The organism is Pseudomonas sp. Pseusp3 (assembly GCF_047304225.1).
GTDB classification, from domain to species: Bacteria; Pseudomonadota; Gammaproteobacteria; order Pseudomonadales; family Pseudomonadaceae; genus Aquipseudomonas; species Aquipseudomonas fluorescens_CD.
On sequence record NZ_JBGLYV010000001.1, the window covers coordinates 20910 to 33612 of the forward strand.

11 protein-coding genes, 1 tRNA gene and 1 pseudogene are annotated in these 12703 nt (G+C 52.1%); 5 read left to right on the top strand and 8 right to left on the bottom strand.

Going from position 1 to position 12703, the window contains the following annotated elements:
• Positions 1–39: 39 nt before the first annotated feature.
• The 5 genes from secF to queA form a co-directional block, all read right to left on the bottom strand.
• On the bottom strand, positions 40–954 hold the full coding sequence (gene secF, locus ACCD00_RS00120) for a protein translocase subunit SecF (protein ID WP_008020247.1): 915 nt from the start codon (positions 952–954) through the stop codon (positions 40–42).
• A gap of 9 nt (positions 955–963) precedes the next feature.
• Positions 964–2832 (bottom strand): protein translocase subunit SecD, encoded by a 1869-nt coding sequence (secD, locus tag ACCD00_RS00125; protein ID WP_413420851.1) that lies wholly within the window; start codon positions 2830–2832, stop codon positions 964–966.
• A gap of 64 nt (positions 2833–2896) precedes the next feature.
• Positions 2897–3232, bottom strand: a complete 336-nt coding sequence (gene yajC, locus ACCD00_RS00130) for a preprotein translocase subunit YajC (protein ID WP_007956696.1) — start codon at positions 3230–3232, stop codon at positions 2897–2899.
• 43 nt (positions 3233–3275) lie between these two features.
• Positions 3276–4391: a tRNA guanosine(34) transglycosylase Tgt gene (gene tgt / locus ACCD00_RS00135; protein ID WP_162130437.1), complete on the bottom strand. Its 1116-nt coding sequence runs from the start codon at positions 4389–4391 to the stop codon at positions 3276–3278.
• Between the two features lie 14 nt (positions 4392–4405).
• Positions 4406–5455 (bottom strand): tRNA preQ1(34) S-adenosylmethionine ribosyltransferase-isomerase QueA, encoded by a 1050-nt coding sequence (queA, locus tag ACCD00_RS00140; protein ID WP_008020244.1) that lies wholly within the window; start codon positions 5453–5455, stop codon positions 4406–4408.
• A gap of 107 nt (positions 5456–5562) precedes the next feature.
• On the opposite strand from queA, the gene ACCD00_RS00145 reads away from it, so the two are divergent.
• Positions 5563–5647, top strand: a tRNA-Leu gene (locus ACCD00_RS00145).
• 150 nt (positions 5648–5797) lie between these two features.
• Positions 5798–6127, top strand: coding sequence for a hypothetical protein (locus ACCD00_RS00150; protein WP_413420853.1), 330 nt, complete (start codon positions 5798–5800; stop codon positions 6125–6127).
• Positions 6128–6446: 319 nt separating this feature from the next.
• Here the strand turns inward: ACCD00_RS00150 and ACCD00_RS00155 are convergent, their stop codons facing one another.
• The 3 genes and pseudogenes from ACCD00_RS00155 to ACCD00_RS00165 form a co-directional block, all read right to left on the bottom strand.
• Positions 6447–6854: a hypothetical protein gene (locus tag ACCD00_RS00155; protein ID WP_413420855.1), complete on the bottom strand. Its 408-nt coding sequence runs from the start codon at positions 6852–6854 to the stop codon at positions 6447–6449.
• Entirely contained in the window at positions 6851–7522 is a 672-nt protein-coding gene (locus tag ACCD00_RS00160) for an HNH endonuclease (protein WP_413420857.1), read from the bottom strand. Before ACCD00_RS00160 ends, ACCD00_RS00155 begins: the two co-directional genes overlap by 4 nt.
• 270 nt (positions 7523–7792) lie before the next feature.
• Positions 7793–8041: pseudogene (locus ACCD00_RS00165) on the bottom strand (tyrosine-type recombinase/integrase); the annotation flags it as partial.
• Positions 8042–8462: 421 nt separating this feature from the next.
• On the opposite strand from ACCD00_RS00165, the gene ACCD00_RS00170 reads away from it, so the two are divergent.
• The 3 genes from ACCD00_RS00170 to ACCD00_RS00180 are packed head-to-tail and all read left to right on the top strand — an operon-like array spanning position 8463 to position 12646.
• Positions 8463–9689 carry an ABC-three component system protein gene (locus ACCD00_RS00170; RefSeq protein WP_413420859.1) on the top strand — a complete coding sequence of 409 codons (1227 nt, stop codon included), beginning with the start codon at positions 8463–8465 and terminating at the stop codon, positions 9687–9689.
• The gene (locus ACCD00_RS00175) at positions 9679–10344 is read left to right on the top strand and encodes an ABC-three component system middle component 1 (RefSeq protein WP_413420861.1); all 666 of its coding nucleotides are present in this window, start codon (positions 9679–9681) and stop codon (positions 10342–10344) included. The genes ACCD00_RS00170 and ACCD00_RS00175 overlap by 11 nt, the downstream gene beginning before the upstream one ends.
• On the top strand, positions 10319–12646 hold the full coding sequence (locus tag ACCD00_RS00180) for an AAA family ATPase (protein ID WP_413420863.1): 2328 nt from the start codon (positions 10319–10321) through the stop codon (positions 12644–12646). Before ACCD00_RS00175 ends, ACCD00_RS00180 begins: the two co-directional genes overlap by 26 nt.
• Positions 12647–12703 lie beyond the last annotated feature (57 nt).

Genomic DNA, 12703 nt, shown 5'->3' on the forward strand with positions numbered 1-12703 from the left:
CGCGCCTTTTTCGGACTACATCACTGAAAGAAGCTTCCTTCAAGGACGGTCGTCGACTTCCTTCTCGGTATTGGCAGGAGGAATCAGGTCCTCGGTGCTCAGGTTCAGCCAGATCAGCACCACGTTAGCGATGTAGATCGACGAGTAAGTACCCGCCATGACACCGACGAACAGGGCAATCGAGAAGCCGAACAGGTTGTCGCCACCAAAGAACAGCAGTGCCGCGATCGCCAGCAAGGTGGAGATCGAGGTCGCCATGGTCCGCAGCAGGGTTTGCGTGGTCGAGATGTTGATGTTCTCGATCAGGCTGGCCTTGCGCAGTACACGGAAGTTCTCGCGAACCCGGTCGAATACCACGATGGTGTCGTTGAGCGAGTAACCGATGATCGCCAGTACCGCCGCCAGCACCGTCAGGTCGAAGGTGATCTGGAAAAACGACAGGATACCGATGGTCACGATCACGTCGTGGATCAGGGATACGATCGCGCCAACCGCAAACTTCCACTGAAAGCGGAAAGCCAGGTAGATCAGGATGCCGCCCAGCGCCATCAGCATGCCGAGGCCGCCCTGGTCGCGCAGTTCTTCACCCACCTGCGGGCCGACGAACTCGACACGCTTGACCGTCGCCGGGTTCTCGCCGCCGACCTTTTGCAGGGCTTCGGCCACCTGGTGACCCAGTTGCGGGTCTTCGCCAGGCATGCGCACCAGCAGATCGGTGGTCGCACCGAAGTTCTGCACGATGGCTTCGTGATAACCCGCGGTCACCAGCTGCTCACGCACCTTGGTGACATCGGCCGGACGCTCGTAGGTCAGCTCGATGAGCGTACCGCCGGTGAAGTCCAGGCCCCAGTTCATGCCCTTGTGGAAGACACTGAATATTGCCAGTGCGGTAAGGAACAATGTGACGCCGAACGCAAAGTTGCGGACGCCCATGAAGTTGATTGTACGTAACATGGCAGCCCCTTAAATCCACAACTTCTTGAAGTCACGACCGCCGAAGATCAGGTTGACCATCGCGCGGGTCACCATGATGGCCGTGAACATCGAGGTAAAGATCCCGAGGGACATGGTCACTGCGAAGCCCTTGACCGGACCTGTGCCCATGGCAAACAGGATGCCGCCCACCAACAGAGTGGTCAGGTTGGCGTCGAGAATCGCAGTGAACGCCCGGCCGAAGCCTTCGTTGATTGCACGCTGCACGGTCATGCCGGCGGCGATCTCTTCACGGATCCGCGAGAAGATCAGCACGTTGGCGTCGACCGCCATACCCATGGTCAACACGATACCGGCGATACCCGGCAGGGTCAGCGTTGCACCCAGCAGCGACATCAGGGCCAGCAGCATCACCATGTTCACCGCCAGCGCGACGGTGGCGATGAGGCCGAAGAAGCGGTAGATGGCCATGATGAACAGCGAGACGAACAGCATGCCCCACAACGATGCATCGATACCTTTGGTGATGTTGTCCGCACCCAGGCTCGGGCCGATGGTGCGTTCTTCAGCGAAGTACATCGGAGCCGCCAGGCCACCGGCACGCAGCAGCAGCGCCAGCTCGGAGGACTCGCCCTGGCCGTTCAGGCCAGTGATGCGGAACTGAGCACCCAGCGGCGACTGGATGGTCGCCAGGCTGATGATCTTCTTCTCTTCCTTGAACGACTGCACCGCCACGTCTTTCTCGACGCCATCGACCACTTGCTTGGTGTAAGTGGTGACCGGACGCTGCTCGATGAAGATCACCGCCATGCTGCGACCGACGTTCGAACGGGTCGCACGGCTCATCAGCTCGCCGCCGTGACCGTCCAGACGGATGTTCACTTCCGGCGTGCCGTGCTCACCGAAACCAGCCTTGGCGTCAGTTACCTGGTCGCCAGTGATGATCAGGCCACGCTCGATCAGCGCAGGAGGACGCTTGCCTTCACGGAACTCGAATTCCTCGGAAGTGGCCTTCGAAGCGCCAGGCTCAGCAGCCAGACGGAACTCCAGGTTGGCCGTCTTGCCGAGGATACGCTTGGCTTCGGCGGTGTCTTGCACGCCCGGCAGCTCAACCACGATGCGGTTGGCGCCCTGACGCTGAACGATCGGTTCGGCAACACCCAGCTCGTTGACGCGGTTACGTACCGTGGTCAAGTTCTGCTTGATGGAGTATTCGCGGATTTCCGCCAGCTTGGCCGGGGTCATCGCCAGACGCAGCACCGCCTGACCATTCAGGTCGGCCGGAACAATGTCGAAATCGTTGAAGTTCTTGCGGATGATGCTACGAGCCTGTTCGCGGGTCGCCTCATCGGAGAAGCCCAGCTGAATGGCACCGTTGAGCTGCGGCAGGCTGCGATAGCGCAGTTTCTCTTTACGCAGCAGGCTCTTGACGTCACCTTCGTAGACTTTCAGGCGTGCATCGAGGGCTTTGTCCATGTCCACTTCCAGCAGGAAGTGCACACCACCGGACAAGTCCAGACCCAGCTTCATCGGGTGCGCAGCGAGGTTGCGCAGCCATTGCGGGGTGGTTTGTGCCAGGTTCAGTGCGACGACGTAGTCATCACCCAACGCCTTGCGCACAACGTCTTTGGCCGGCAGCTGATCTTCAGCCTTGGTCAGGCGAATCAGGCCGCCCTTGCCGTTGGCAGCCAGGGTGGCAGCCTTGACGTTGATTCCGGATTCCTTGAGCGCAGTGCTTACACGATCCAGATCAGCCTGATTGACCAGCAGCGCAGTGCTTGCACCACTGACCTGAATGGCCGGGTCATCAGGGTAAAGATTGGGAGCGGAATAAATCAGACCGACCGCCAGCACCGCCAGGATCAGAATGTATTTCCACAGAGGATATTTGTTCAGCATCACGCCGCCCGTTTATGACGCGGGGCGCCTTGCGCGCCCCGTCGATTGAATATGAAGTTGAAACTTAGATCGCTTTCAGCGTGCCTTTTGGCAGCGTGGCGGCGATGGCGCCTTTCTGGAATTTCATTTCGACGGTGTCGGAAACTTCCAGAACGACGAAATCGTCGGCCACTTTAGTGATCTTGCCGGCGATGCCGCCGGTGGTCACAACTTCGTCGCCTTTCTGCAGGCTGCTCAGCAGGTTTTTCTGCTCTTTGGCGCGCTTGGCCTGTGGACGCCAGATCATCAGGTAGAAGATGACCAGGAAGCCAACCAGGAAAATCCACTCAAAGCCGCCGCCCATAGGGGCTGCCGCAGGTGCTGCAGCGTCTGCCATGGCATTAGAGATAAAAAAGCTCATTTAGCACTCCAGTTGCAAATGTTGAATCTTGGGGTCAGAAAACTCAGTCCAAAGGCGGCACGGGAAGCCCGCGTTTGGCGTAGAAGGCATCGACAAAGGCGGCCAATGTACCCTGTTGAATAGCCTCGCGCAAACCAGCCATAAGCACTTGATAATGGCGCAAGTTATGGATGGTATTGAGCATGCTTCCCAGCATTTCGCCGCACTTGTCCAGGTGATGCAGGTAAGCGCGGGAGAAGTTCTGGCAGGTATAGCAATCGCAGGTCGGATCCAGCGGCGAATCATCATGGCGATGGAACGCGTTACGGATCTTGATCACGCCTGTGTCAATGAACAGATGCCCGTTGCGGGCATTACGGGTTGGCATCACGCAATCGAACATGTCCACACCGCGGCGCACACCCTCAACCAGATCTTCCGGTTTGCCAACGCCCATAAGGTAACGAGGTTTGTCAGCCGGCATCTGGCCCGGCAGATAATCCAGCACCTTGATCATTTCATGCTTGGGCTCGCCCACCGACAGACCGCCGATCGCCAGGCCGTCAAAACCGATCTTGTCGAGGCCTTCCAGGGAGCGCATGCGCAGGTCCTGGTGCATGCCGCCCTGAACGATACCGAACAGCGCCGCCGTGTTGTCGGCATGGGCGTTTTTCGAGCGCTGGGCCCAACGCAGCGACAACTCCATCGAAACGCGGGCGACGTCTTCATCGGCCGGGTACGGCGTGCATTCGTCGAAAATCATCACGATGTCGGAACCCAGGTCACGCTGGACCTGCATCGACTCTTCCGGGCCCATGAACACCTTGGCGCCATCGACCGGCGAAGCGAAGGTCACGCCCTCCTCCTTGATCTTGCGCATCGCGCCCAGGCTGAACACCTGGAAACCACCGGAGTCGGTCAGGATCGGGCCTTTCCACTTCATGAAATCGTGCAGGTCGCCGTGCTTCTTGATCACTTCCGTGCCCGGACGCAGCCACAGGTGGAAAGTGTTGCCCAGAATGATTTCAGCGCCAGTCGCCTCGATATCCCGCGGCAGCATGCCCTTGACCGTGCCGTAGGTGCCCACCGGCATGAAGGCCGGGGTCTCGACGGTACCGCGCGGAAAGGTCAGGCGACCACGACGAGCCTTGCCATCGGTGGCAAGCAGCTCAAACGACATACGACATTGGCGACTCATTCTTTGTCCTCAGGGCCACGTGGTGCGGGGTTACGGGTGATAAACATCGCATCACCGTAGCTGAAAAAGCGGTATTCGTTGTCGACGGCGGCTTTATAGGCGGCCATGGTCTCGGGATAACCGGCGAACGCCGAAACCAGCATCAACAACGTGGATTCAGGCAAATGGAAGTTGGTGACCAGGGCATCGACCACATGAAACGGCCGGCCCGGGTAGATGAATATGTCGGTATCGCCGCTGAACGGCTTGAGCACGCCATCGCGGGCGGCACTTTCCAGGGAACGCACGCTGGTGGTCCCCACCGCCACCACCCGACCGCCGCGCGCGCGACAGGCGGCAACCGCATCCACCACGTCCTGGCCGACTTCCAGCCATTCGCTGTGCATGTGGTGATCTTCGATCTTCTCCACGCGCACCGGCTGGAACGTGCCGGCGCCAACGTGCAGGGTCACGAACGCCGTCTCGACGCCCTTGGCGGCAATCGCCTCCATCAGCACCTGATCGAAATGCAGCCCCGCCGTCGGCGCCGCCACCGCGCCCAAACGCTCGGCGTAGACGGTCTGGTAACGCTCGCGGTCCGCGCCCTCATCCGGGCGGTCTATATAAGGAGGCAACGGCATGTGCCCGACGCGGTCGAGCAGCGGCAACACCTCTTCGGCAAACCCAAGCTCGAACAACGCATCATGACGCGCCAGCATCTCGGCCTCGCCACCGCCGTCGATCAGGATCTTCGACCCCGGTTTCGGCGACTTGCTGGACCGCACATGGGCCAGCACGCGATGACTGTCCAGCACCCGCTCCACCAGGATTTCCAGCTTGCCGCCGGAAGCCTTCTGGCCAAACAGCCGCGCCGGAATCACCCGGGTATTGTTGAACACCATCAAATCGCCCGGGCGCAAATGCTCAAGCAAATCAGTGAATTGACGGTGTGCCAGGGCGCCGCTGACCCCATCCAGGGTCAACAGGCGACTACCGCGACGCTCGGCCAAAGGATGGCGGGCGATCAGCGAATCAGGAAGCTCGAAGGTAAAGTCAGCAACGCGCATGATGGGGTTCGTCTAGCAGGGCCGGGAAGTCTAGCGGAAATATCAAAAATTCTCCATGTACCTGATTGACCAGCGGTATTCACCTCTCTATACTTCGCCGCCATTGAGCCCTGATGGCGGAATTGGTAGACGCGGCGGATTCAAAATCCGTTTTCGAAAGGAGTGGGAGTTCGAGTCTCCCTCGGGGCACCAAAATTAAGAAAGGTCTTGCTTTGCAAGGCCTTTTTTTTCGCCCGCAGAAAAGCACCTGACACCCCACCGCCCTGTGTAGGAGCTGGCTTGCCAGCGATTTTTTAACCCTCACCCCCTCGGTCAGTAAGACACTCATCAAGGATCCCCCCCATGGAATTGCACCTGGAAACCGTTGCCCTCTTCTCCCTCAAGCTCGCTTATGAGGCGGAAGATTCAAGTCCGATTTTGCGTGACGATCTGGTCATGGGCGATTACCAGCGGGATGTGTTTGAGTTGCTGGTGCGGCGGGGGGATGTTGAGGGGATTCAGGTGAAGGTGGATGAGTGTGTGGGGTTGGCGCTGGAGGCTATTGGGGGTGTGGATAAGCCGTTGGGGCGGGAGTTGCTGAGGTTGGCGGGTGAATTTGCCGGAATTCAGACGATGGAGAAGCTTGATGCCCCGCTCGTTGCGCTCAAGGATTATCTGAAAGACATTCAATGAATGACTCAGGGAGGAGCGCTAGCACCTCCCCTCCGAATCCTCGTTTGAGTTGCCTCGTTAGTTTTTTTTGCGAAAGTTTACTGACAGAGGTATCAACATATCGTGCTCTCTGAGAGGTTTTCTTTGGTGCTCCCGCTCAGTGAGAATGGTGAGGTCAAATACCACCAAAAGCTTCTCACTCAGCAATAAGAAGCTTTTGCTTAACTCGGCATGCAGACGCCCTAAATTTTGACAATCATTGTCTACAACGAGCAAAAGATCACAATCATTAGCTTCTGCACTTCGAAAAAAAGAGCCAAATCCATACACTTCTAATAGATCAGGATTCCTTGTATGGATACACAGGATCTCCTTCTTTATCTTTTTTATGGTAGGTCCAGAATTCATCTTTGAAAAGGGCTCCGGATAACTCGCTAGAATTAAATAGACCAATTTTGCGTGATACACATAGCTCTTTTGCTTCAGGGACGTAACCGTTCCAATTGCCACCAACTGAAATGAAGTTAACAGATGGGAATTCCTGCATCACCCTTCTTACAGCTGATTCTCCAAGCGCGTACTCATCAAGGCAAATTACCACAAGAGAGCAACCACTTTTTCGAATAACCTCCATGATTATGTCATCGTGACGCGAGACGCTAGCTACGTTATCGTGAGATTTAATAGCATCTTCCAGCCAAGCAATTCGACTATAGGAAACACCCCATGAATTGGTACCATTTGTCATAATGAAAATATCTCTGAAAATTCATTTGGGAATAATTCATACGAATCCATTCGGTAGTAAACATGCCTCTCATAGGACTCTGCGTGAATGCGGAATTTTTCTATAGCGTGGATTGCTGCCCCATCAGAAACAAGATCGATGTTTGCATCAATAATATTTAAAATTTTCTGATTATTGGGTAAGATTCGGTCGATGCGCCTCAATTCCCAGAGTAAGTAGGCGTTAGAGGTAGGATCAGATTGCGCCGTGGCGCTACGAGGACCACAAGAATCAAAAATGGATTTATTTGCAACGAGAATACGTGCTACTGCAATGCGAAGCTTTTCATAACAGTCATATTTGGCAGTTCTTCCGGCATTGCTAATAGTTTCCTCATGCGCCTTCTTCCACTCATGCAGTAATGCAATAGAATAGGTTCCGTCAGGAGCCTTATCTATATGCGTATGATGGGTAGGGCAAAGCAGTATTAGGTTATCGTAAGTGTCTTCCCCGCCTTCTGGCGTTCCTCGTGCAGCAGTGGGTTTACTACCAATAACATGAGCCATCTCGCCTACAATATAACGTCCTGTCTCCACAAGTGCTGTAAGGTCCTCCCCGCAGCTTGGCTTGGAGCACCGGCCACCGGCCCGTCCCCACAGTATTTTTGTATCGATTGTGTTGATTGCCAAAACTGATCCTCCTTGATTGACATAACAGTTCTTTGTGTCGCCCATATTCTTAAATGAGGTTTAGGGTTTTGTGCTGGCTCAAAGTGAAAGATCACATTTTCCCGCCATCCATAGCATGTTTCCGTCCGGTGTAGAAAGAGGAATCATCTATGACAGCTTTGACCTGGTCAAGAATTGTTGTTAGTAACTCATTCTAGCCTTGGGAGTACTTAGTAGGAGGCCTTTTTTGGACAGATAGCGACGGTCTGGCATGGAACGTAGCATGGACGGTCAGAATTCCGTCTGTTCCGCTTCCCAGACATCATCGAACTCGATTCTCAGGTATCTGGCAGTGCTTTCAAGCTTCGTATGACCAAGCAGGAGTTGGACAGCTCTCAGGTTCTTCGTTCTGCGATAGATTAGCGATGCCTTGGTTTTCCGTAGCACGTGAGTAGCGTACATGGTTGAGTGAAGACCAATGGCTGTCTCCCACGCTTTGCCTATTCGAGCGCATTGTCTGATGGCGAGATGGACTGAGTTGGCGCTGATAGGGTCGTAGCACGAACTATGGCGTGTCAGTTACTCGCCGTTTTTGCCTGTGTACAGCCAGCTTTGGGTCCAACGCGGCCCTTCTCGACGGGCCACATTCGGCCAAAACAGGCCTATAGTTCACCTAATACTTGCAGCCGGCCACATGACCAATCCAAGTGATGAGCATTCCGTATGGGCGCCCGCAGCCATCACTACGGGACACGGAACCGAAAATCCGAGGGCCCGAAGTCCGAATCTGATAAGAGCGGGTGCTGGCTCTACCGAAATCTTGGCCGATGGCTAGCCCATACAAAATCCCTCAACGTTCTCAAGTCTCGCCCAGTCCGACTAAAGGCACGGATAAGAGATGGTCTCACCATGATATCATTGAGCCACTGCTGAAAATTTATCACTTGTGAATGGAGTCAACGTGAGCAAAGAAAAACAATATCCACACAGTGCCGTCTCCTCCTGGAGCGGCTTTGTATACCAAGGGAAAATAGCCCTATACCACTGCCTTAAGTTAATACATGAAGGCGATGTTGACTTTGAACTACAGCTGGATAGTACCGACGACTTTGCAATATACAAGAGTGGAACATTAGTCAGCGCCCACCAAGTTAAAGCGAACATAGGAAAATATCGCTCAAATTATAGTGAGGCCTTAGCAAAGTCGGCAAAAATAGAGCTGGACAGAGTCAAAGGAACCACTCGATATTTCCATATATCTATCGCGATTTCAGATACAAGCGACTACAAGGGTGACAGCGGTGAAGTTGTAGAGTTTTACCCTTATGGTGACGACAAGCACTGCAGCCTAGGGAGTATCGAGGAACTCACAAAGTCAGTTATCACTAAAATTTGCAAAACCAAGGCAATTAATTTAAGCGAAAAACTTTTAAATCTAAACTACTGCTTATTATCAGAGAAGATCAGCTCAAAGGCAATCGAAATCCATAAAAAAATCCAGGTAGACGGAGATACTGAAAGAAGAGCTGCATACTCAAATAGGATTTTCGGCCAAAACATTTTAGACGACATTATCAATAACAACCCTTATAACGACGCAGACTACTATGCTGTAGACCTGAAGAGTAGGCTTCACGCGCATCTCGAAGATAGGCTAGAACAATCATTGCCGGGTATGACAGACGCCAGTTATGAGAGAGCTCGGAATCTATACGAACACATTCGAGTGACCCAAGCCCACGAGCTGAAATGTTTGTGCCAGCTAATGAAACCATCAGAGCGTTTTACTCTTATTCAAAAGGCGGACATCAGAAAATATACAGGGCTTATCCAGGAATTAACTATAGATCCGATACTCGCCAGACTCCCCCATTACTTATGCAAACAACATAAATTCTACATCCCTACAGCTCTCGACCTCCCAGAAACCGAGGAAAATATCTATTGCGCTTCAGATATTCGCAACGAAATGAGCAGCAATGATGACCTGCTCGAACTTCTATTCGAGTATAACAATCTCATAGCTTACAGGGCAAAAGAGTCGTTCATGATTGACACCAAATATACAGTCAGCTCAGACTTTTTAGGACAAGATCCGCACGAAAAAGCCGACAGCCATATTATAAAAAAACTACGCATAAGCATTTTAACCAAGGAAGAAGCCGAGGCTCGACTAAATGATCATTGAACTCATTGATGAGGCCCTAATCGCGCATCAGTTTGTAAAAGAATTTGAAACAGATATCACGCGATTTTATAAGAGAGAGGTTGGCGATGCAATCCGGTTTGCGATACTTCACAGATTGGACGAGCTTTCTACGCCGCAAGAACTAAACTCAGACATCATTCAATCGACTCCAAAAAATTTCACAAACGATCCCTCGTACAAAAAAAATTGCGACCTGATTTGCATTCATCACCTCAAACAACTTTCAGAGTTCAAAACTCACGAAGAGGAAATATTTGCCATAGAAGAAGACCCTTATCACTTCAAGAAATATGTTCTCTACTATAGCGACGCTGAAGAGAAAGTTTTACAAGGGCAGACCTATGAAAAAATACATACCACCATCACAAACAAAGAGTTATTCAACGAATACAAAATGCAACCGCTAGCCGCAACGCAATACAGCGCAGCAGCGAAAATATTTATCAAGTTACCTTTCCTTGAACTACCCTTTATCAAAAGAGATCTTGTCCCCTTGCGACTGCAAACAGAAGAAGCAGTGAGTGAGGAGGGCCTTACCAAAACTTATGAGAGCATACTGAAATTCTCCAGTGCTAACATTGACGACTTGATCAAGGAAATGATTAGTGATGAAATGGCAAATATCCAGAATTGAAATCTCTAATTTCAAAGCATTCAAGAACGTTTCGCTAGATCTCGACAACTCATCATTGCTCACTTTAGATGGCCCTAATGGATTTGGAAAGACTAGCATTTTTGACGCCATCGAACTGCTACTCACGGGACAGATTAAAAGGATCGACAATCTTTTCACCAAGCTGATGAATAAAAAACAGGTAAATTATGATGACAACCTGTTCTGGAACATCCGCTCCGGGGAGAAAGACCTGACAATCAAGATCGAATTCGTTAACCAAGAACGCTCAATTACACTGGCAAGACATGCAACCGCTAAGTCCCTGAAGCAGAAAGCGTTAAACCGCGCCGATAGTTTTTCGCAGTTTCTTCTTTATGACCTACCGGAGTTTCCGTCGACCGATTACACTCTAGATAATTTACGTGATAATGAATACATTGATGAGCTCTTCGGGGAAAATTTTCGAGAAAATTTTTCGTTTTTGAACTATTTGGAACAAGGGCAAAACCCACTGCTCTTTTCGAAGGTAGAGAGTAGAAAAGATGCCCTAGGCAATCTTTTTAATACCACAGACATTCTAACTGAAATTGAAAACTGCAAGGCTGTTCAGCGCCGACTCACAAGGTATCTCAGCGATACTGATCGAAAAACTAAAGAAAATGAATTGATCGCCGAGGGCGAATCGCTTCGAGCTATGGTTCAAGCTGATCTTGGCAGTGTAGAGTACAAAAAACTTTCAACCGTAGATCAGCAGGTCGGTTGGGATAAAGAGGATCTATTCCCAAGTTATTCATCCGAAATCTTGGATCAATATCTGGACTCCACACGCAGACTTCAGGAGCTCCTGCTCCTAAAAAGCGCTGTGCAAATAAGATTTCAGAATGACCGCATTGACGCCTATATTAAGCAAAATATGGAGTCTCTACGCAACGTCGCTCAGTTTGGCAATGACCTCAACAACCTGGACACTTTAGACCGCGTAAAGAAAGAGCTAGATCTGCTCGCGAAGGCTAAAGCCGCTATCCAGCGCGGTACGACAGCCATCACCCTCGCTGAGGCTCAGGCACTGCCCGGCTGGGAACCTGACCGCCTGAAATGGTTTGAAGAGCAAATTACGACTCGCAACAGCCTTTCCCAACAGAATCAATCAAATGCCACCATCGCGGCTGAACTGACTCGCCTGAAGCTCCAGTTACTTGAGGAACACGCGAAGATCTACCCCGATGACCCGAACTGCCCATTGTGCGGTGCCGACTGGCAAAAGCACCAGGCCATGCTGGATGCGATCAAGGGTAGATCTGAACAGATCGTGAGCACTCTGGGCGCTGATGGGAAGGCACTCGTCGATCTGACTACTCGTATGACCGAGGAACTGGTGCCGATAGCTGTATACATACAGTCTCGGGAAACAACACTGTCGAATGACTACAACGAGGCTCTACACACCGCTCTAGAGCGCGCAAGAGTTCGCTTGGCAAGCATTCAACAACTGGCCGAACGACTTAAAACTACAGGCACACCGATCAATTACCTGTTCTCAGTGAATGCAGAGATCGTGGAAGAACGCCTGCTAGAGCTCATTACTTCGATCCGTGCAAAGAAGAGTCTTGAGACTGAGACACTACCCGAGGATTGGCGGCAAACCATCGATACGACTTTCAAGGCTATTGAAGACTTCTATATTCTCGAGCAGCAAGACCTAGCCACCAAGATCCAATACATCTCTATTAAGGCAAATGAAGCACGAAGCACCAAGTTGCAAAAAACCCTTGAACTTCTGCAGAAAATTCAACGGGAGAATGAAGCAGCAACGCGTGCAAGCCACAAGGTTAAGAGGCTACGTGACACGTTGGAGCGTGTAGAGCGTTTGTACTCTGACCACACCATTTCAGAGATTGAGCTGATCTTCCATATCTACAGCGGGCGACTCATACAGAACTATCAGCGCGGACTCGGCTTATTCATCGAGAGTCGCGAAGGTAAGCAACTGCGGTTTCTGACCGCTGAAAAGTCTGATCATGATGCCATACTCTCCATGAGCTCAGGGCAGGTCTCAGCACTTAGTCTGGCGTTCTTCCTCTCCCTAAACAAGGTGTACGCAGATGTCCCGCTGATCCTCATCGATGACCCCGCTCAGTCTCTAGACGAAGTGAACGTAGCATCTCTCACCGATCTGCTTCGCTGCGAACTGAAGCTTCGTCAGCTTATCGTATCGTCGCACGAGGAAGACATTTCAGCGTACATGCGATACCGCTTTACCAAGGCAGGATTGAGTACCCGCTCCCTGAACATGCAGCGCTTGGCCAAAGAGCCGTCCTAAGGATGATATTCGAATCCATATAGGCTGGGGGGGGCTACCCCGTTTTGGGTAGCGCTC